This is a genomic window from Pseudomonas sp. HB05 (assembly GCF_016756915.1).
Lineage (GTDB): Bacteria > Pseudomonadota > Gammaproteobacteria > Pseudomonadales > Pseudomonadaceae > Aquipseudomonas > Aquipseudomonas alvandae.
The window spans coordinates 1-20768 of the sequence record NZ_JAESPG010000044.1 but is presented as its reverse complement, the minus strand read 5'-3'; the positions used below and the strand labels follow the sequence as shown (position 1 = coordinate 20768).

At 61.9% G+C, this 20768-nt stretch carries 19 protein-coding genes; 9 read left to right on the top strand and 10 right to left on the bottom strand.

Annotation, left to right across the window (positions count from 1 at the left end):
* Positions 1-69: 69 nt before the first annotated feature.
* Entirely contained in the window at positions 70-537 is a 468-nt protein-coding gene (locus tag JMN22_RS25460; protein WP_198798076.1) for a TlpA disulfide reductase family protein, read from the bottom strand.
* A 104-nt stretch (positions 538-641) separates the two neighbouring features.
* Here JMN22_RS25460 and arsC point away from each other — a divergent pair, with 104 nt between their 5' ends.
* The 3 genes from arsC to JMN22_RS25445 are packed head-to-tail and all read left to right on the top strand — an operon-like array spanning position 642 to position 2015.
* The gene (arsC, locus tag JMN22_RS25455; RefSeq protein ID WP_198798077.1) at positions 642-995 is read left to right on the top strand and encodes an arsenate reductase (glutaredoxin); all 354 of its coding nucleotides are present in this window, start codon (positions 642-644) and stop codon (positions 993-995) included.
* Positions 992-1597 (top strand): NAD(P)H:quinone oxidoreductase, encoded by a 606-nt coding sequence (gene wrbA / locus JMN22_RS25450; RefSeq protein WP_181288516.1) that lies wholly within the window; start codon positions 992-994, stop codon positions 1595-1597. The genes arsC and wrbA overlap by 4 nt, the downstream gene beginning before the upstream one ends.
* Entirely contained in the window at positions 1590-2015 is a 426-nt protein-coding gene (locus JMN22_RS25445; protein ID WP_198798078.1) for a DUF2069 domain-containing protein, read from the top strand. Before wrbA ends, JMN22_RS25445 begins: the two co-directional genes overlap by 8 nt.
* A 99-nt stretch (positions 2016-2114) precedes the next feature.
* Here the strand turns inward: JMN22_RS25445 and JMN22_RS25440 are convergent, their stop codons facing one another.
* Positions 2115-2789 carry a DNA-3-methyladenine glycosylase I gene (locus JMN22_RS25440; protein WP_030142417.1) on the bottom strand — a complete coding sequence of 225 codons (675 nt, stop codon included), beginning with the start codon at positions 2787-2789 and terminating at the stop codon, positions 2115-2117.
* A gap of 67 nt (positions 2790-2856) precedes the next feature.
* Positions 2857-3681 carry a tRNA 2-thiocytidine(32) synthetase TtcA gene (ttcA, locus tag JMN22_RS25435; RefSeq protein ID WP_030142418.1) on the bottom strand — a complete coding sequence of 275 codons (825 nt, stop codon included), beginning with the start codon at positions 3679-3681 and terminating at the stop codon, positions 2857-2859.
* Positions 3682-4111: 430 nt separating this feature from the next.
* On the opposite strand from ttcA, the gene JMN22_RS25430 reads away from it, so the two are divergent.
* Entirely contained in the window at positions 4112-4714 is a 603-nt protein-coding gene (locus JMN22_RS25430) for a Yip1 family protein (protein ID WP_030142419.1), read from the top strand.
* Positions 4715-4873: 159 nt separating this feature from the next.
* A complete protein-coding gene (locus tag JMN22_RS25425; protein ID WP_030142420.1) occupies positions 4874-5368 on the top strand; it encodes a SprT family zinc-dependent metalloprotease in 495 nt (164 codons plus the stop codon).
* A 119-nt stretch (positions 5369-5487) separates the two neighbouring features.
* Here JMN22_RS25425 and JMN22_RS25420 read toward each other — a convergent pair whose 3' ends face one another.
* Entirely contained in the window at positions 5488-6669 is a 1182-nt protein-coding gene (locus JMN22_RS25420) for a CaiB/BaiF CoA transferase family protein (RefSeq protein ID WP_198798079.1), read from the bottom strand.
* Between the two features lie 326 nt (positions 6670-6995).
* Positions 6996-8327 (bottom strand): dicarboxylate/amino acid:cation symporter, encoded by a 1332-nt coding sequence (locus JMN22_RS25415; RefSeq protein WP_198798080.1) that lies wholly within the window; start codon positions 8325-8327, stop codon positions 6996-6998.
* A 331-nt stretch (positions 8328-8658) separates the two neighbouring features.
* On the opposite strand from JMN22_RS25415, the gene JMN22_RS25410 reads away from it, so the two are divergent.
* A complete protein-coding gene (locus JMN22_RS25410) occupies positions 8659-9657 on the top strand; it encodes an AraC family transcriptional regulator (protein WP_198798081.1) in 999 nt (332 codons plus the stop codon).
* Between the two features lie 180 nt (positions 9658-9837).
* Here JMN22_RS25410 and JMN22_RS25405 read toward each other — a convergent pair whose 3' ends face one another.
* The 3 genes from JMN22_RS25405 to JMN22_RS25395 form a co-directional block, all read right to left on the bottom strand.
* Entirely contained in the window at positions 9838-11184 is a 1347-nt protein-coding gene (locus JMN22_RS25405) for an ATP-binding protein (protein ID WP_198798082.1), read from the bottom strand.
* Positions 11181-11858, bottom strand: coding sequence for a response regulator (locus tag JMN22_RS25400; RefSeq protein ID WP_013694070.1), 678 nt, complete (start codon positions 11856-11858; stop codon positions 11181-11183). Before JMN22_RS25400 ends, JMN22_RS25405 begins: the two co-directional genes overlap by 4 nt.
* 92 nt (positions 11859-11950) lie before the next feature.
* Positions 11951-12550 (bottom strand): hypothetical protein, encoded by a 600-nt coding sequence (locus tag JMN22_RS25395; RefSeq protein ID WP_198798083.1) that lies wholly within the window; start codon positions 12548-12550, stop codon positions 11951-11953.
* Positions 12551-12692: 142 nt separating this feature from the next.
* On the opposite strand from JMN22_RS25395, the gene JMN22_RS25390 reads away from it, so the two are divergent.
* Positions 12693-13481: a dienelactone hydrolase family protein gene (locus tag JMN22_RS25390; RefSeq protein WP_030142426.1), complete on the top strand. Its 789-nt coding sequence runs from the start codon at positions 12693-12695 to the stop codon at positions 13479-13481.
* 189 nt (positions 13482-13670) lie between these two features.
* Positions 13671-14396: a 4'-phosphopantetheinyl transferase family protein gene (locus JMN22_RS25385; protein ID WP_187293362.1), complete on the top strand. Its 726-nt coding sequence runs from the start codon at positions 13671-13673 to the stop codon at positions 14394-14396.
* A 118-nt stretch (positions 14397-14514) separates the two neighbouring features.
* Here the strand turns inward: JMN22_RS25385 and JMN22_RS25380 are convergent, their stop codons facing one another.
* Together JMN22_RS25380 and JMN22_RS25375 are read right to left on the bottom strand one after the other, a co-directional pair.
* The gene (locus JMN22_RS25380) at positions 14515-16125 is read right to left on the bottom strand and encodes an ATP-binding protein (RefSeq protein ID WP_198798084.1); all 1611 of its coding nucleotides are present in this window, start codon (positions 16123-16125) and stop codon (positions 14515-14517) included.
* A complete protein-coding gene (locus tag JMN22_RS25375; RefSeq protein ID WP_198798085.1) occupies positions 16122-16844 on the bottom strand; it encodes a response regulator in 723 nt (240 codons plus the stop codon). The genes JMN22_RS25380 and JMN22_RS25375 overlap by 4 nt, the downstream gene beginning before the upstream one ends.
* 856 nt (positions 16845-17700) lie before the next feature.
* Here JMN22_RS25375 and JMN22_RS25370 point away from each other — a divergent pair.
* Complete coding sequence (locus JMN22_RS25370) at positions 17701-20592, top strand: ribonucleoside-diphosphate reductase subunit alpha (RefSeq protein WP_181288529.1); 2892 nt, start codon at positions 17701-17703, stop codon at positions 20590-20592.
* Positions 20593-20768 lie beyond the last annotated feature (176 nt).

The following is a 20768-nucleotide window of genomic DNA, read 5'->3' as shown; positions in this document are numbered from 1 at the left end:
GCAGTGGCAGATCCAAGGGGGCCGCTTCGCGGCCCAGCGGGAGCAAGCTCCCTCGCCACAAAAGCCCCATTATTTCAGTGCCTGCAACGCCTCCAGCTTCGCCATCACCGCCGCCGCCGTCTGCTCGCCCAGCAACTGCTCACGCACCTTGCCTTGGTTATCGATGATGTAGGTCACCGGCAGTCCTTCGCTGCGTGGAAGGTCGAAGATCTCGGCCGGGTCACGGGCCAGCACGGTGAAATGAATGCCCATCTTGTCGCTGGCACTCTTGAGTTCCTCGCCCTGTACCTGATCGAAGTTGACGCCGAACACCCCCACGTTCCGTCCCTTGAGCTGTTCGGCCAAGGCATTGAATTCCGGAATTTCAGTGCGGCATGGCGCGCACCACTCGGCCCAGTAATTGAGCACCACCCATTGTTTGTCCAACCGTTGCGAAGCAATGGGCTGGCCGTGCTGATCCACGCCGTAATCGTTTCCACAGCCGGCGAGCAATAAAATGCCGATGAATGTCATTGCCGCCGCCAATCGCCTTGTCATGTGCCAATCCTTGCCTGAAATGTGAACGCTGGCCGCCCATCAGGTGCTAGGCGCCTCGCTGCACAGTAGAATAGCCGCCACCTTACGCAAGATGCGACCCGCTCATGACTGATCTGACGCTTTATCACAACCCGCGCTGCTCGAAATCCCGCGGTGCGCTGGAACTGTTGGAAGCCCGCGGCCTGGCGCCCACCGTCGTCCGCTATCTGGAAACCCCGCTGGACGCCGCGCAGCTCAAGCGCCTGCTGGGCAAGCTCGGCATCGGCGCGCGGCAGTTGCTGCGCACGGGCGAGGACGAGTACAAGACCCTGAACCTGGCCGACGAAAACCTGGCCGAGGACGATCTGATCGCCGCCATCGTCGCCCACCCGAAACTCATGGAACGGCCGATCCTCGAAGCCGGGGAAAAAGCCATTATCGGCCGTCCGCCGGAAAAGATCCTGGAGATCCTGCCGTGACCACGCCGTACATCCTGGTCCTGTATTACAGCCGCAGCGGCTCCACCAACGAAATGGCCCGGCAAATCGCCCGGGGCGTCGAGCAGGCCGGGCTGGAAGCCAGGTTGCGCACGGTGCCGGCGATTTCCACGGAATGCGAAGCGGTGTCGCCGGATATCCCGGAACAGGGCCCGCTCTACGCCACGCTCGATGACCTTAAGAACTGCGCGGGCCTGGCCCTGGGCAGCCCGACCCGTTTCGGCAACATGGCCGCGCCGCTCAAATATTTCCTCGACGGCACCAGCAACCTCTGGCTGACCGGCGCCCTCGTGGGCAAGCCAGCCGGCGTATTCACCTCCACCGCCAGCCTGCACGGTGGCCAGGAAACCACGCTGTTGTCGATGATGCTGCCCCTGCTGCACCACGGCATGCTGATCACGGGCCTGCCCTACAGCGAATCGGCCCTGATCGATACCCAGGGTGGCGGTACGCCCTACGGCCCGAGCCATCACGCCGGCGCCGACGGTAAAAGCGGCTTGAACGCGCATGAAGTCGAGCTGTGCCGAGCCTTGGGCCTGCGCCTGGCGAAAACCGCTCTATTGCTGGAGAACGGCCGTGGCTAAGAAGCCCAAGATCCTCCCACCGGTCCACTGGCTGGAACCGCGCGTACGCATCGCCCGCGCCCTCAGCCTGCTGTGCTTTTTCGGTTTGGTGGGGTTGCTCAGTGCGTATTACTTGCTGATCGCCGACCTGCACGGCGCGCGCCCTTGGGTGATCCTGCTGATCGAGCTGGTGCCGCTGTTGATCCTCGCGCCGGGCATGCTCATCGGCAGCGCCCGCGGGCATTCCTGGATGTGTTTCGTGGTGAACCTGTATTTCATCAAGGGTGCACTGGCCGCATACGATCCGAACCGGCATGTGTTCGGCTTGCTTGAGATGGCGGCGAGCATGGCGGTGTTCTGCTCGGCGTTGCTGTATGTGCGCTGGCGGTTTCAGTTGAATCGAAGGTTGGCGGGCGAAGGCGAACCCTCCGTCGCCTGATATACCGCTATCGCGAGCAAGCTCGCTCCCACACTGGGTTTTTGAACGCTGAAAATCCCCTGTGGGAGCGAGCTTGCTCGCGATGGGCGCTACGCGGTCTCAATGATTCACTGTGTAAGCCAGCATCATCGAAATCTGCGACATCGGCCGCCCACCGCTCTCTTCATGCCACTGGTTGAAGGCATTCTGCACCGTCGCCAGGTCCCGCTGGCTGGTGGGGACTTTGTCGATGATGTCCTGGGCATTGAGCGCCGCGACCACGTCGTAACTGGGCACGAACGTGTCCTTGCCCATCATCCGCAGGAAGCGGGGTGCCGACAGGCCGCCCAGTTGATGGCCGTGTTTTTTCAGATAAGTCCACAGGCCGACGATCTCGGTCACCGGCCAGTCGGCGACCAGCGCGCCGAAACTGCCTTTTTCATGGGCCACGTCCAATATCAATTGCGCATTGCGCGGTACGCTCTTGAGCTTGCCCAGGTGGCGGATGATCCGCGCATCCTGCATCAGCCGCTCCAGGTGCTCGGCACTCATCAGCACGACTTTTTCCGGGTCGAACTTGAAGAACACTTCTTCGAACGCCGGCCACTTGGCGTCCACCAGGCTGTGCTTGAGCCCGGCACGGAACACTCGCAGCGCCATGGTCGAGAGGTAGCGGTCGTCGCTGATCTTGCGCAGTTGCGCCGGGGTCTTGGGTACAGGCAGGTGGGCTTCCAGTTCAGCCGCCGAACCGAAGCGGTTCAGACAATACTCGTGCAGCCACTTGTAATCGCGCATGCCCTCTCCTAGGGGTTAAAAACAAAAACGGCGCCTTCAAGCGCCGTGAATAGTGTCGTTGCGACCGTCAGAGATTCACCACATTGACGAACCGCGGCGTGGCGTTTTCATCGATGCGCAGGTTGGTAAAATCGAACAGGTTGCGATCCGCCAGTTGCGACGGAATGACGTTCTGCAAGCCGCGAAAAATGCTCTCGGTACGCCCCGGAGTCTTGCGTTCCCATTCCTGGAGCATCTCCTTGACCACTTGGCGCTGCAGGTTTTCCTGGGAGCCGCACAGGTTGCAGGGGATGATCGGGAACTGCTTGAAATCCGAATAGGCCTGGATGTCCTTCTCGTTGCAATAGGCCAACGGGCGAATCACCACGTTGCGCCCGTCGTCGGCACGCAGCTTGGGTGGCATGGCCTTGAGCGAGCCGTTGTAGAACATGTTCAGGAAGAACGTCTCGACGATATCGTCGCGGTGATGACCCAGGGCCATCTTGGTCGCGCCAATCTCGTCGGCGAAGGTATAGAGCGTCCCGCGGCGCAGGCGTGAGCACAGCGAGCAGGTGGTCTTGCCCTCGGGAATCAGTTCCTTGACCACCGAATAGGTGTCTTTCTCGACGATGTGGTACTCAACGCCCAACGACTCGAGGTAGGCCGGCAGCACATGCTCGGGGAACCCGGGCTGCTTCTGGTCCATGTTCACCGCGACGATGTCGAACTTGATCGGTGCAACCTTCTGCAGATGCATCAGCACGTCGAGCAAGGTGTAGCTGTCCTTGCCGCCGGACAGGCAGACCATGACCTTGTCGCCGTCCTCGATCATGTTGTAGTCGGCGACCGCCTCACCGGCCAGGCGGCGCAGGCGCTTTTGCAGTTTGTTCTGGTTGACCGTAAGAGTGCCCATGACGCGAAATCCGTGAGGTGTGACGAAAGGCCGGCATTTTACGCAAAAAATCCGCCGTCGGCGAAGGCTGATGACAGGCACTTTTGTGGCGAGGGGATTTATCCCCGTCGGGTTGCGCAGCACCCCCTGCGTTTAGCCTGACACTGCGCGGTGGTATGGGAATAATTGGGGCCGCTGCGCAGCCCAGCGGGGATAAATCCCCTCGCCACAGTAAAATCCGGCGCGCCAGAAACCTCGCGCACAGACCTAACGGCGATTAGCGCTCCCGGCTACAGCGCGATTTGCTCTAAGCCCCCCATCCCCCTCGCCGCCACTCCTTTCTATACTGCGGCATAAGGTCGCACACACTTACAGACCTTAACTTACCCGGCCACTTGGCCCGTAGGCGCTCCGTTGGGGGGCGATGGCAATAACAAAGGAGTGACTGACTATGATCCATCATGTCGTGGGGCTCTTTACCCACCCTGATCAAGAATGGAAAGAAATCCGTGGCGATCAGGAGGAAAGCATCAGCCACATGTACCTCACCCACACGCTGATCCTGGCGGCCATCCCGGCGGTGTCGGCGTTCATCGGTACCACGCAGGTGGGATGGGTCATCGGCAATCGTCCACCGGTCATGCTCACCCAGGAGAGCGCGCTGTGGATGACCATCATGTCCTACCTGGCCATGTTGGGCGGCGTGGCGGTGATGGGTGCGTTCATTCACTGGATGGCCCGCACCTATGACGCCAGCCCGAGCCTGGCCCGGTGTGTCGCGTTTGCCACCTACACCGCAACCCCGTTGTTCATTGGCGGCCTGGCGGCGCTCTATCCACACATGTGGCTGGGGATGATCGTCGGCACTGCGGCGATCTGCTACACGGTCTACCTATTGTACGTGGGCCTGCCGACGTTCATGAACATTCCCCAGGACGAAGGCTTCCTGTTTTCCAGCTCGGTGCTTGCCGTCGGCCTCGTGGTGCTGGTGGCGATCATGGCGTTCACGGTGATTGTCTGGGGGCTGGGCGTTGGTCCGGTCTATACCAATTGAAGGATTGAGGCTCTCCAACAAAAAACGATCTGCCACCACAGGCCGCCGCAAGGCGGCCTTCCTCTGTATCTGGATCTGCCGGGACGACCATTGGGCACCTGGGCGATTCGCAACGGCCAGCGCTTGCGGCATACTCGCCTTTCTGGAGACCCGTAAAGCATGCTCGAGCAACTCAATACCCGCGTCGAAGAGTGTTACCAACAAGCCGAATCCTTTTTCAAACGTCCTTTCAAACGCCCGGTGGTCAGCCTCAAGTTGCGCGGCCAGAAAGCCGGCGTCGCGCATTTGCATGAAAACCTGCTGCGCTTCAACCCGCAGCTGTACCAGGAAAACGCCGAAGACTTCCTCAAGCAGACGGTGGCCCACGAGGTGGCGCACCTGATTGCCCATCAGTTGTTTGGCGACCGTATCCAGGCCCATGGCGAGGAATGGCAACTGATCATGCGTGGAGTCTACGAACTGCCACCCAACCGTTGCCACACCTACGAGATCAAACGCCGCACCGCGACCCGCTACATTTATAAATGCCCGTGCGACGGCAGCGATTTCCCGTTCACGGCCCAGCGCCATCGCCTGGTGCGTCAGGGGCGGCGGTATTTATGCCGCAGTTGTCGCAATACCTTGGTGTTCAGTGGGGAGACGCGGGTCGAATAGTGCTTTTTGTAGTGTTTGGACTGGCCTCATCGCGAGCAAGCTCGCTCCCACACTGGATCCGTGAACGACATTAATCCCCTGTGGGAGCGAGCTTGCTCGCGATAGGGCCCTGACGGTCGCTACACAACCACCCTGTCACTGCGCAATTGATTGATCCGCTCCGCACTGAACCCCAACGCCCCCAATACCTGGTCCGTATGCTCCCCCAGCCTCGCGCCGATATGCCGCGGCTCGGGCAGCCCTTCGGAAAACTTCAACGGACAGGCGATCTGCGGCTGTCGCGAGCCATCACCACGGGGTACTTGGGTGACCAGGTCCCGAGCTTTCAACTGAGGATGCTCAAGCGCCTCGTCCAGCCCCAGCACCGGCTCGACGCAGGCATCGACCTTGGCGAACATCGCCTGGAGCTCAGTGAAATCGTATTTTTCGAATTCGCTCTGCAGCTCCCGTTTCAGCAGGTGTTGTTGCCCAGGCTCGGACGACAATCCCTGCGCTGCCAGCTCCGGTCGCCCCAACACTTCGCACAATGCCTGCAGGAAAGCCGGTTCCAGGCTCCCCACCGACATCCACCGGCCATCGCGGGTGCGGTAGTAGTCATAAAAACTGCCGCCGTTCAGCACGTGATTTTCCCGCGCCGGCTCCACGCCACAAGCCAGGTAACCGGCGCCGGCCAAGGCATTCAGGCTGAAAACGCAATCGGTCATGCTCACGTCCAAGTGCTGGCCCTGCCCGCTCTGCTGACGGGCGATCACCGCCGCCAACAGCCCGATCACCCCATGCAGCGAACCGCCAGCGATGTCTGCCGCCTGGATCCCCAGCGGCAACGGGCCGCTGTCGGCACGGCCGGTATGGCTGGCCAAACCCGCCAGGGCCAGGTAGTTGATGTCATGGCCGGCGCGGTCCTTGTAGGGCCCCGTCTGGCCGTAGCCGGTAATCGACACGTAGATCAGCCGGGGATTGATCGCCTTCAGCGCTTCATAGCCCAGCCCCAACCGTTCCATCACGCCGGGGCGGAATTGCTCCAACAGGATGTCATGGTCGGCCAATAGCCGTTTGATGATCTCCAGCGCCGCCGGCTGCTTGAGGTCCAGCGCCAGGCTGCGCTTGTTGCGATTGAGGTAGGCATGGCTGGCCGAGACGCCCTGGTCGTGGGGCGGCAGGATCCGCAGCAGGTCCGGACGGTCCGGCGATTCGATGCGCAGCACCTCGGCGCCCATGTCCGCCAGCAACAGCGAGGCGAACGGCCCTGGCAGCAGGGCCGAGAAATCCAGAACCTTGAGCGATGCCAGTGGCCCCTGCATGGAAGATCTCCGCTTTGAATGTGCATCCAAGACTAGGCAGGGGTTGGCGGTGGGGCAATTACCGAAGGGGTTGTCTGGGCTGACAATTATGCTCAGCACAACTTCATGGTGGCGAGGGAGCTTGCTCCCGCTGGGACGGTCCGACGCTTCGGGCGAAGCGACCCCAAACCAACCGCCGCGGTGTATCAGGTAGACAGCATTCAAGTGGTCGGGGGGCTGCTGCGCAGCCCAGCGGGAGCAAGCTCCCTCGCCACAAAAGCCTGTCTGCCGATAATTGCGTCCAACAAAAAACCCGCCGAAGCGGGTTTTTCGTCACAGGCCGAAGATCACTTCACAGGCACTGCGGTATCAGCCGCTGCAACCACGTCGTCTTCTTCACGGACATCGGAGATACCGCGACCACCGGAAGCCAGTTCGGTCTGCAATTGGTCTTCGTCCAGCTCTTTGACCCACTTGGCGACCACGATCGTGGCAACGGCGTTGCCCACCAGGTTGGTCAGCGCACGGGCTTCGGACATGAAGCGGTCGATGCCCAGGATCAGCGCCAGGCCGGCAACCGGCAAGGTGCCCACGGCCGACAGGGTGGCCGCCAGCACGATGAAGCCGCTACCGGTCACGCCAGCCGCACCTTTGGAGGACAGCAACAGCACCGCCAGCAAGGTGATCTGGTGAGTCAGGTCCATCGGGGTATCGGTGGCCTGGGCGATGAACACCGCGGCCATGGTCAGGTAGATCGAAGTACCGTCGAGGTTGAACGAGTAGCCAGTCGGGATGACCAGGCCAACCACGGACTTCTTGGCACCCAGGCGCTCCATCTTGATCAGCATGCGCGGCAGGGCCGATTCCGAGGAGGAAGTGCCCAGCACGATCAGCAGTTCTTCACGGATGTAACGGATCAGTTTGACGACGCTGAAACCGTGGGCGCGGCAGATGGCGCCCAGCACCACCAGCACGAACACCACGCAGGTGATGTAGAAGCAGATCATCAGCTGGCCCAGTTGCACCAGCGAACCGACACCGTAGGCGCCGATGGTGAAGGCCATGGCACCGAACGCACCGAGCGGCGCCAGCTTCATGATCATGTTGATGATGATGAACATCACGTGGGCGAAGCGATCGATGAAGTCCAGCACCGGCTTGCCGTAGGCACCCAGGCGATGCAGGGCAAAACCGAAGATCACCGAGAACATCAGCACTTGCAGGATGTCGCCGTTGGCGAACGCACCGACAATGGTGTTCGGGATCACGTTGAGGATGAAGGCAATGATGCTCTGGTCTTTACCGGCAGAAATGAAACCGGCGATCTTGCTGGTGTCCAGGGTCGACACGTCGATGTGCATGCCGTTGCCCGGTTGCACGACGTTGACCACGACCAGGCCGATCAGCAGAGCGATGGTGGAAACGATTTCGAAGTACAGCAGCGCGTAGCCGCCGGTCTTGCCGACCGATTTCATGTTCTGCATGCCAGCGATACCGCTGACGACGGTGCAGAAGATGATGGGGGCGATGACCATCTTGATCAACTTGATGAACCCGTCACCGAACGGCTTGAGGGCAACGCCGGTCTGCGGGTAGAAGTGACCGAGCAAAATGCCGATGGCAATGGCTACGATCACCTGGAAATACAGGGATTTGTACAGTGGCTGACGAGTCGTCATGGCAAACCTTCCTCAAGAGTCCCGTGGGGCAACATCCACCTGTTGTCCACGACACCTCAATTGCGAACCCTCCTGCACTGGAGGGATTTGTTTTGTCGGCTGCACGCGGCAGACCTGCACAGGGCATCGCAAGGTCCGTGCCATTTTGAGGAAATGCCCTACAACCCGCGTTGCAGAACGCTTTTGTTTATTTGTCGCCGGTTAAACAGGCGGCGAAGGATGGCGGATTTCCGCCAAGACGCCGTTTCTCACTCCTGGATTTGGCGGATATCCGCCTTGTCCAGCCCGGACGCCCTGCTACCATCGCCGGCTTAACGGACGGATTTGAGCCATGCGCCAACGCACGATTGCCAGCCACTTCGCCCGCGCAGCCCTGGGCGGCGCGCGCCGGCACGGGTTTGACTATCTCCCTCTGCTGCAACAATTGGGCATCAGCCCCGAGCTGCTCGACGAACCGCGAGCGCGAATCGCCCCGGAGCAGTTCGCCCGGCTGTTGCAGGCGCTATGGGCGGATCTGGAGGATGAATTCCTCGGATTTGGCCGGGCCGCGAGTAAACCCGGGACGTTTGCCATGATGTGTCACACGTTGATCCACTGTCGGACCCTGGGCAAAGCCCTGCAACGCGGCCTGCTCTTTTACAGCCTGTTTCCCGATGCGCCGAGCCTGACCCTGGAAACCGAAGGCGACCGGGTACGGTTGAACCTGGATGAGTCGACGCTGCGCGATCCCGATCATTTCCTGACAGAAAGCCTGCTGGTCATCTGGCATCGCCTCGGCAGTTGGCTGATCGGCCAGCGGATCGGTCTGGAGCAGGCGACCTTCAGCTATGCCAAGCCTGCCCACGGCGCGGAGTACGACCTGCTGTTCCCCTGCCCGCTGGTATTCGAGGCTCGACGGACCAGCCTGTTGTTTCACGGGCGCTACCTGGACATGCCGCTGCTCCAGGACGAGCGAACGCTCAAGCATTTTCTCGAACGCTCACCCGCCGACCTGCTCTCGCGCCCGGACGATGGCCACAGCCTGAGCAGCCAACTGCGCCGCCTGCTCAGCCGCGACACAGCGCGTTGGCCCGACCTGGACACCGTCGCCGCGCATCTGCACATCAGTTCCCAGACGCTGCGCCGGCATCTTCGCGAAGAAGGCACCAGCTTCCAGGAACTCAAGGATCAACTGCGGCGGGATATCGCCATCTACCATTTGGGCCGGGCGGATCTGTCGTTGCAGCAGATTGCCGAGCAGCTCGGGTTCTCGGAGCCGTCGGCGTTTCATCGGGCGTTCAAGAAGTGGACGGGGGTGACGCCGGGGGCGTATCGGGAGTTGGAAAACTGATGGGGGATATCCCACTTCTGTGGTGTGCTGCCCCGTGGCGAGGGGATTTATCCCCGCTGGGCTGCGAAGCGGCCCCCTGCATTCTGTCTGACACACCACGCCACCCATTTGGGGCTACTGCGTAGCCCAGCGGGGATAAATCCCCTCGCCACAGGGGCTCGCGACACACTGAAACGCCAATCAAACCACCGGAAAGTGAATCCGGAACGCCGCCCCGCCCAATTCCGAATCCCCCAAGGTCAACCGCGCGCCATAGCTCTCGATGATGTCCTTGACCACCGCCAGCCCGATCCCTTGCCCCGGATGCTGGCGATCCAACCGTTCGCCTCGCTGGAGAATCCGCGCACGCTGGTCCGGCGGTACGCCTGGGCCATCGTCCTCGACGCTCAACTCCGTACCGCCGAGGGTCTGGTGCACGCTGATCCGCACTTCACCCAGGCACAGCCGATAAGCGTTTTCCAGCAAATTGCCAAGCATCTCCAGCAGGGCGCCCTGTTCGATCGGCACCTGGCAGTGCTCCGGCAAATCGAAATGGACCTGGACACGCTTGTCGCGATAGACCTTGTCGAGGGTGTCGCACAGACTCTGCAGGACCGGGCGCAGACGCACCTGGTGGCGCACCAGCCCGCTTTTGCGCAGGCTGGCCCGTTGCAACTGGTAGCCGATCTGCTGGCTCATGCGTTCGATCTGGGTCTGCAGCACCCAAGCCTGCCCACGGTCCTGCGGGCGCCGGGCCATGTCTTCGCTGACGCCCTGCAACACGGCCAGCGGGGTTTTCAGGCTGTGGGCCAGGTCATCGAGGGAGTCGCGATAGCGGCTGCGCTGTTCACGCTCGCTGTGCAACAACCGGTTAAGCGAGCCCGTCAGGCGCAACAGCTCCCGAGGGTGTGCAGTGCTCAGGCTTTCCCGCGTACCCGCTTCGATTTCGTCCAATTCCTGGCTCAGGCGTCGCAAGGCGCGCAACCCCCAGGTCAGGCCGATCCACAACAGCGCCAGCAGCACCACCAAGGCCGCACCAAAACCAAGGTAGAGATTGTCCCGCAGCCCTTGCAAGGTCAGTTCGTAATCACGCACCGGCTGCAAGGTGACGATACTGAACGCCGCGCTCTGGCCGCCGAGCAGCTTGACCTCGACGTCATAGACAAAGAATTCCTGGCCGTTGTCCTCGCGGATACGCGCGAACTGGTTGCCTTGGCCGTCATACCGCGGCGTGTAGTTGATGTGTTCTTCCTGGGTCGCCTTCGAGCGCCAGACCAGGTTGCCGTCGCGATCATAGATGTAGCCCAGCAATCGGGCATCGGCGAGGTTGAAGCGTTCATCCGGCAATTGCGCCGGCATCTTCAATCGACCATTTTCCACCCGGGCGGCGGAAATCAGCGTGGTCACATCCGATGCCAGGCGTTGTTCGATGGACTCCTGCAGGGCCAGGCTGAACGCCCCCTGCATCGCCGGCAACAAGGCCAGCATGAACAGCGCCGCCAGGGTCATGGCGGCCAGCATCAACCGCAGTCGCAGCGAACGAATCACTGGCAGCGCTCGTTGAACAGATAACCCAGGCCCCGCACGGTGTCGATCGGCTTGAAGCCGGCCGGGGCTTCCAGTTTGCGGCGCAAGCGGCCCACCAATACCTCGATGACATTGGGATCGCGCTCGTCGTCATCCGGGTACAGTTGCTCCATCAAGCGGTCCTTGGCGACCACCTGCTGGTGGTGGCGCATCAGGTATTCAAGGATGCGATATTCATAAGCCGTCAATGCGAGTGGTTCTTCGCCGAGGGACGCCTGCTTGCGGTTGAGGTCCAGCAGCAATGGCCCGGCGACGATGGTCGACTGGGTGAAGCCACTGGAACGTCGCAGCAAGGCATTGAGCCGGGCCTCCAGCTCTTCGAACTGGAACGGCTTGACCACATAATCGTCCGCCCCGGCGGCAAGGCCTTCGACCTTGTCCTGCCAGTTGCCGCGGGCGGTGAGGATCAGGATCGGGAAAGTCTTGTCCTGTGAGCGCAGCCGGCGAATCAACTCCAGGCCGCTGATGCCTGGCAAGCCGAGGTCGATCACCGCCAGGTCATGATTGAACTCGCGGACCTGATACAGGGCCTCTTCGGCATTGGCCACGGCCTGCACCACATGGCCGCTGTCAGTGAGCCGGGTTTGCAGGTGATGACGCAACAGCGCTTCGTCTTCGACAACCAATAGTTTCATGGGCCTCTCCCAGGCGATTCAGAACAGCCATGTCAAACGCGGCGCCGGATCGTCTTGGGCCGACCCGGCTGCACGTTTCCATCTCCTGCCGCCTAGAACGTGTAGTTCGCCGACAGATAGGTCTGGGCGCTGCTGGTCAGGTCCAGCGAGCCAACCTTGGCGCCACCGTGCGGACTCATTTCGGTGCTGGCATTGCTGCGCAGGTAACGGTACCCCAGTTCCACCGAGGTGTTTTGTGAAATCTGTTGCAGGACGCCGCCTTGCAAGCCCACCGCGTAGCCGATGTCGGTGTCGCGGCTGAAGCCTGGCGAGTCCTGGGTCAATTTGGTCAGGCCCGCCGTGCCGCCGCCAAACAGTTTGGTGCTGCTGGTGACCGGATAGAACAAGTCATAGCTGCCCAGCAGGTTTTCCTGGCGCAGCTTGATGCCGTTGTGGCTGCCCGATACGTTGTCGTAGGTGGCGTAGTAGCGACCTTGATCATTCTGCCGACCCAGGCGCAGGCCGTAGGTGGTGGCCTTGGCGATCGCGCCGTCGGCGTTCGGATGGTTCAGGTTCTGGTCCAGGGCGTTGGATTTCTTGACCTTGTCGCTGGTCTGGCCGAGGGTCAGGCTGGCGAAGTTGTCATCGGCGTGGGCCATGGCGCTGGCGCCCAGTACAGTGAATGCCAGCAACAGTTTTTTCATAGCAGTCATGATCAGGTTCCTTGTGAAGCAATGGTTGTGTGAAGTCGCAGCCACGATAGCCATCGCTCCCTGAACACCCCTTGAATGTTCTCTGAACCTCGGCTGAATGAATCGGCTAGTCTGTGTGCACCACTTTTTAAGGAGATCGATCATGCGCAGGTTGCTTGCTGTTGTACTGCTGGCCTTGAGCGGCGCCAGCCACGCCGCCATCCAGACCCAGGAGATTCCCTACACCAGTGCCGACGGCACGAAGCTGATCGGCTATTACGCCTACGACGACGCGGTCAAGGGCCCGCGCCCGGGCGTGGTGGTGGTGCATGAATGGTGGGGACTGAACGATTATTCCAAGCGCCGCGCCCGTGACCTTGCCGGTCTTGGCTACAGCGCCCTGGCCATCGACATGTACGGCGATGGCAAGAACACCGAGCATCCCAAGGACGCCATGGCGTTCATGCAGGCAGCGCTCAAGGACAGCCAGGCGGCCAGCGCGCGCTTCCAGGCCGGGCTCGACCTCTTGAAGAAACAACCCCAGACCGATCCGGACAAACTCGCCGCCATCGGCTACTGCTTCGGTGGCAAGGTGGTGCTGGACGCAGCGCGCCAAGGCGTGCCACTGGCCGGCGTGGTGAGTTTCCACGGGGCCCTGGTCACCAACACGCCGGCCACTCCCGGCAGCGTCAAGGCCAAGATCCTGGTGGAGCACGGCGCGCTGGACAGCATGGTCACCGAGGACAACGTCACCGCGTTCAAGAGCGAGATGGACAAGGCCGGCGCCGACTATAAATTCGTCAGCCTCGACGGCGCCAAGCACGGCTTCAGCAACCCCGACGCCGACCGTTTGAGCCACGGCGAACACGGCGGGCCGGACATTGGCTACAACAAGGAAGCCGATCAGAAGTCCTGGGCGGACATGCAGAAGTTCTTCAAGAAGATTTTCTGACACATACTGCTCCTGTGGCGAGGGAGCTTGCTCCCGCTGGGACGGTCCGACGCTTCGGGCGAAGCGGCCCCAAGATTGTCGGCGACCGCTGCGCAGTCGAGCGGGAGCAAGCTCCCTCGCCACAAAAGCGATCCCGCTCAAACGTCTTCCCACTACCCAGCCTCAAGCCAACCCGGCAAAATGCCGGGCATGAACCCACTCCCCGCCCTGCCCGCCTGCTGCTCGCCTCTGGATGAACATTGGCTGCTGCCCGACGCCTTGCCCGATACGGTGCTGCTCAGCACTCGCTTCGATCCACTGCTGCTCGTCGCGGCTGATTTCCCCAACAGCGCCATCGAAAAGCCGGACAGCATCCAGCGCTCGGTGGCCAAGCGCCAGGCGGAATTCCTCGCCGGGCGGATCTGCGCCCGGGCGGCCTTGCATCGGCTTGATGGGATCGCCTGTATTCCTCCCATCGGCGAAGACCGCGCCCCCGTCTGGCCAGCCCATATCAGCGGTTCGATCACCCACAGCACCGGCCGGGCAGCGGCCATCGTCGCGCAGAAACAGCGTTGGCAAGGCCTGGGCATGGACCTGGAAAACCTGCTCGACCCGGAGCGCGCCGAGCGCCTGGCCGGGGAAATCCTCACGCCCGCCGAACTGCTGCGCATGACAACCACTTCGCGAGAGGACCGGGCGCTACTGGTGACGTTGACCTTCTCGATCAAGGAAAGCCTGTTCAAGGCGCTGTATCCAATCGTCGGGAAGCGTTTCTATTTCGAACATGCCGAGGTGCTGGAATGGTCCCATGGTGGGCAAGTGCGCCTGCGGCTGCTGACCGACCTGTCGCCCGAATGGCGTCATGGCAGTGAGTTGCAAGGGCAGTTTGGGGTGAAGGATGGGCAGTTGTTGAGCCTGGTGGGGATCGAGGCCTGAGATTTGTATTGCCTGGAGTGCCGCCTTCGCGGGCAAGCCCGCTCCCACAGGTGGTATGCATTTTCAAAATGTGGGAGCGGGCTTGCTCGCGAAAGCGGAATATCATTCAGCGCTTATCTCAAGACCGATCCTGATGCCTCGGCCAGCTCAAGCTGAAACACGCCCCGCCCAGGCTTTTGCTCTTGCCGATCAAGGCGCGCCCGTCATGCCAGTGAATGATCCGCCGCACGATCGACAGCCCCAATCCATGGCCACCCGAGGCACGCGCGCGGCTGTCGTCCAGGCGCAGGAACGGCTTGAAGACTCGCTCCCAGGCCGCCTCTGGCACGCCCGGTCCGTCATCCTCGACATCGATCCGGCAGCGCAACTGGCCCACCTGGTAACTCACCGTCACCCGGGATCTGGCGTGGCGCATCGCGTTGCCCACCAGGTTCTGCAGGGCGCGATGCAGGAATCTCGGCTCGGCCTCGACCCAGGCGCCATCGCAATCGGCTGCGGACAGGCAAAGGCCACGCTCCACGGTAACCCCGGCCCGCAGAGGGCCCAATTCTTCGATGACTTGACTGACCAACGCGTCCAGGTCCAATCGCTGGAAATTCAACGCCGGTGAGCCCTGCTCCAGACGCGCATACGTCAGCATTTCATCCACCAGCCGGTCGAGGTCTTCGATGTCGTGGTCCATGCCGGCCAGGTATTTGTCCCGGGCCTGGGGCGTGCTGGCGCTTCCGAGCATTTCCAGGCCGAACCGCAGGCGCGCCACTGGCGTGCGCAATTCGTGGGACACCGCACGCACCAGCTCCCGCTGGATCGCCAGCAATTGCTGCAGATGCTCGGCCATGCCATTGAACGCCGAGGCCAGCCGCCCCACCGAGTCGGCCCCGCGTGCCGGCACGCGGGTTTCCAGGCTGCCCTGGGCGATCTGTGTGGCGGCTGACTCCAGGCCGCGCAAACGTCGTTCCAACTGGCGCACCAGCAGATAGACGATCAAGCCGATCAGGCTCAACCCCAACGCCGCGATCAACACCAGCCATTCGGGCGGGTAAGGATTCATCTGGTACAGCGGGCCGATTTCCAGGACCCACGGCGTGCCGACCATCCCGGCGAACACACGGATCGAGTCGCCGCCCTTGCCCAGTGCCATCACCGTATCGCCCTCCGAGACCCGACGACGCTGGTCTTCGTCCATGTCTGCCTGGTCGACGGTCATCAGGCGCAAGTCGAAACCGAAGCCCTTTTCCTGTTTGAGTTGTGCAAGCCGCTCGGGCTGCTCGGCCACGGGGTAGCGCACCAGCTCGTCGGCCAACAAGTAGATCGTCGCCCGGGCCAACTGCTCGCTGATCTGGCGAACTTCGCCTACCAACGCCAACTGCTCGCCATCGCTGACCAGCCGATAGACCTTCGCCGCATGGGGGCCGATCTGTTCCACCAGGACCTGCCCACGCAAGACGCGGGTGCGCTGGCCCAGGTCGAGCTCCGCCTGGCTGAGCACCTGCAGTTCCAGCGGGATGCCCAGCAGGCGCGCCCACACTGCCAGGGCCCGACGACGCTCGGTGTCATTCATCGGCCGCAAATTATCGGCCATCAAGGAAAACGTACCGTGGGCCAGGCGCTCGCGGTATTGCTCGCCGCGCGTCTGGTTGAGCAGGTGCAGCGCCAGTACGCCAAGCACCGCCACCAACACCAGTGCCGCGCACATGCCGCCATAGATGCGCAGGAAGATTGAGTTCACGGAGCGGTGTCTACGCAAGCTTCAGGGACGAATAAGTAGCCTTTGCTGCGGATGGTCTTGATCAAACGCGGATGGTCGGGGTCGTCGCCGATCTTGGGACGGATGCGCGAGATGCGCACGTCAATGGAGCGGTCCTGGCCGTCGTAGCCGATACCGCGCAGGGCAGTGAAGATCTCCTCGCGGGACAGGATGCGCCCGGCATTGGAGACCAGCAGCCAGAGCAAATCGAACTCGGCGCTGGTCAGTTCGATGCCATTGCCCTGCAGCCAGGCTTCGCGCAAGGCGTCGTCCACCACCAACGGACCGAACTCCAGGCGCCTCTGCTTCGGTGGCACGGCAGGTTCCGGTTCGCTGCGCCGCAGCAGGGCCTGGATGCGCGCCAGCAGCAAGCGCGGGCGCACGGGCTTGCAGACATAATCGTCGGCGCCCAGGTCCAAGCCCTGGATCTGGTCGCTGTCGTCGGTACGCGCCGTCAGCATCAGGATCGGTCCGTCGTAGCGCTCGCGCACCCTGCGGCAGATGCTCAGGCCGTCCTCGCCGGGCAGCATCAGGTCGAGAATGACCAGGTCCGGCTGCTCGTCGATGATCCGCTGCGCCGCCACCGCGCCGTTGCCTTCGATGGCGACGCGCAGGCCGTTGCTTTCCAGGTATTCGCGGGTCAGCTCGGCGAGACGCTGGTCATCCTCGACGATCAAAATCTGCCAGGCTTCTTGTTCCACGGGGGGCCTCGTCTTGCTGTGAATATAAAAGAAGGATCAGCACTATCCCGTGGCGAGGGAGCTTGCTCCCGCTCGGTTGCGCAGCGGCCGCAAAAATCATGGGGGCGCTACGCACCCCAGCGGGAGCAAGCTCCCTCGCCACAAAGGTGCCCGCTTGGAAATCTGCATCCTCCCATCTTTTTGTCATCTAAAAGGAGGATAAACACGCCCATGCACCGGCCGATTGTATAAACGCCACCTTCGCAGAAAACAAGCGGACAAATGCGTTCGGTCGGGTTGGATTTGTGTGGTAACGTCCGCGCCCGCAAAAAACCTCGGGCTGTTTTCGAGTCGTCAAAAACATCGAAAAAAGGCTCGCTCCAGCTAGGTCGCGGCCTACAGAGCAGTTCCACGTTTCGCACACAAATTACGCACAGGCTTATCCACAGGTAGCACGTTGATTCACGCCTGAAAACGCATTATCTTGTAGCCCGCCGCGTAAAAAACCCTACATGTAGGGTTTCAGGCCAAAAACCCAACACAAGTCGGATAGAGAATTCAAGCGCTTTTCTTGCCTCTGTCCTTCTGCAACACCGCAGTTTCCAAGTCCAGACCGCCCCTGCGGATGGCAACCGTTTCGAACGGTCGAAAACGACCGAAACGGTACGGGTGTTGCAGTCCTTCGCTGCCACCTTGGCAAACCCGGTTTCGAGCCCAGGCCCGTTACCCAAGAACTTCGGATGGAGGCGGTGCCCGTGGCCCGCTTCCTACTGTCCCGAAGTTGTTATACCCGGCGCCAGTCGGTTGTAGTGCTTCAGGACGGAACGGTGGGCACCGTGATGGTGCCCAAATAAACATAGAGAACGTGGAGACACCCATGCACACCGACACAACTCGCGAGAACCCGCAGGGCACCGCGCCGCTGGCCGCCGATTCGAGCCCGGATCTGTCCGCCACCGCGCCGGGCCAACTGCGTGTGATCAAGCGTAACGGCACTGTCGTTCCCTACACCGATGACAAGATCACCGTCGCCATCACCAAAGCGTTCCTCGCAGTTGAGGGCGGCACCGCTGCCGCTTCGTCGCGAATCCACGACACCGTGGCCCGCCTGACCGAGCAGGTCACCGCGACCTTCAAGCGTCGCATGCCGTCGGGCGGCACCATCCACATCGAAGAAATCCAGGACCAGGTCGAACTGGCCCTGATGCGTGCCGGCGAGCAGAAAGTCGCTCGCGACTACGTGATCTACCGTGACTCCCGCGCCAAGGAGCGTGCCACCCGCACGCCGGCCGACGCACCGGTCCAGGCCCACCCTTCGATCCGCATCGCACGCGCCGACGGCAGCCTCGCGCCGCTGGACATGGGCCGCCTGAACACCATCGTCACCGAGGCCTGCGAAGGCCTGGAAGAAGTCGATGGCGACCTGATCCAGCGCGAAACCCTGAAGAACCTCTATGACGGCGTCGCCCTCAAGGACGTCAACACAGCCCTGGTGATGACTGCACGGACCCTGGTGGAACGCGAGCCGAACTACTCGTTCGTGACCGCGCGCCTGCTGATGGACACCCTGCGCGCCGAAGGCCTGAGCTTCCTGGAAGTCGCCGAGAGCGCGACCCACCACGAAATGGCCGACCTGTACGCCAAGGCCCTGCCGGCCTACGTCGCCAAGGGTATCGAATACGAATTGCTGAACCCTGTCCTGGCCGAATTCGACCTGGAAAAACTCGGCAAGGCGATCAACCACGAGCGCGACCAGCAGTTCACCTACCTGGGCCTGCAGACCCTGTACGACCGTTACTTCATCCACAAGGATGGCGTGCGCTTCGAACTGCCGCAGGTCTTCTTCATGCGCGTGGCCATGGGCCTGGCGATCGAAGAGAAGCAGCGTGAAGACCGTGCGATCGAGTTCTACAACCTGTTGTCGTCCTTCGACTACATGGCCTCGACGCCGACCCTGTTCAACGCCGGCACCCTGCGTCCACAGCTGTCGAGCTGCTACCTGACCACCGTGCCGGACGATTTGTCGGGCATCTACGGCGCGATCCACGACAACGCCATGCTGTCGAAATTCGCCGGCGGCCTGGGCAACGACTGGACCCCGGTTCGCGCATTGGGCTCGTACATCAAGGGCACCAACGGCAAATCCCAGGGCGTCGTGCCGTTCCTCAAAGTGGTCAACGACACCGCCGTTGCGGTCAACCAGGGCGGCAAGCGCAAGGGCGCGGTCTGTGCCTACCTGGAAACCTGGCACATGGACATCGAAGAGTTCATCGAGCTGCGCAAGAACACCGGTGATGACCGTCGTCGTACCCATGACATGAACACCGCCAACTGGATCCCCGACCTGTTCATGAAGCGCGTCTTCGATGACGGCAAGTGGACCCTGTTCTCGCCGTCCGAAGTGCCGGACCTGCACGACCTGACCGGCAAGGCCTTCGAAGAGCGCTACGAGTACTACGAAGCCCTGACCGAGTACAACAAGATCAAGCTGTTCAAAGTCGTCCAGGCCAAGGACCTGTGGCGCAAGATGCTGTCGATGCTGTTCGAGACCGGCCACCCATGGCTGACCTTCAAGGACCCGTGCAACCTGCGCAGCCCGCAGCAGCACGTGGGCGTGGTCCACAGCTCGAACCTGTGCACCGAGATCACCCTGAACACCAACAAGGATGAGATCGCGGTCTGCAACCTGGGCTCGATCAACCTGCCGAACCACATCGTCGACGGCAAGCTGGACACCGCCAAGCTGCAACGCACCGTCAACACCGCCGTGCGCATGCTCGACAACGTGATCGACATCAACTACTACTCGGTGCCGCAAGCGAAGAACTCGAACTTCAAGCACCGTCCGGTCGGCCTCGGCATCATGGGCTTCCAGGACGCGCTGTACCTGCAGCACATCCCGTACGGTTCGGACGCCGCAGTCGAGTTCGCCGACAAGTCCATGGAAGCGGTCAGCTACTACGCGATCCAGGCGTCCTGCGACCTGGCCGACGAGCGTGGCGCCTACGAGACGTTCCAGGGTTCGCTGTGGTCCAAGGGCGTCCTGCCGCTGGACTCGCAACAGATCCTGATCGCCCAGCGTGGCGAGAAGTACATCGACGTCGACCTGAAGGAAACCCTGGACTGGGCACCGGTTCGTGCCCGTGTGCAGAAAGGCATCCGCAACTCGAACATCATGGCCATCGCACCGACCGCCACCATCGCCAACATTACCGGCGTGTCGCAGTCGATCGAACCGACCTACCAGAACCTGTACGTGAAATCGAACCTGTCGGGCGAATTCACCGTGATCAACCCGTACCTGGTCCGCGACCTCAAGGCCCGCGGCCTGTGGGACTCGGTCATGATCAACGACCTGAAGTACTACGACGGTTCGGTGCAGCAGATCGAGCGCATCCCGCAAGAACTCAAGGAGCTCTATGCGACCGCGTTCGAAGTGGACACCAAGTGGATCGTCGACGCTGCCAGCCGTCGCCAGAAGTGGATCGACCAGGCTCAGTCGCTGAACCTGTACATCGCCGGCGCCTCGGGCAAGAAGCTGGACGTGACCTACCGCATGGCTTGGTACCGTGGCCTGAAAACCACTTACTACCTCCGCGCCCTGGCCGCCACCAGCACCGAGAAGTCGACCATCAACACCGGCAAGCTGAACGCGGTTTCCAGCGGCGGCAACCACGGTGACGATTCGGTCCTGGCTGCTCCAGCCGGCCCGGCACCCGTGCCAAAGGCTTGCGCGATCGACGAGCCGGATTGCGAAGCTTGCCAATAAGCTGAGCGGGCGGGCGCGTAAAGGCGCCCGCTGAAAGAAGCCCCCGATAGGCCATTGGTTTATCGGGGGCTTTCTTTTGCCTGGAGGAAAGTCGGCGCCTGTGCCGGCCCCATCGCGAGCAAGCTCGCTCCCACAAGGATTTGTGAACGCCGAAAATCCAGTGTGGGAGCGAGCTT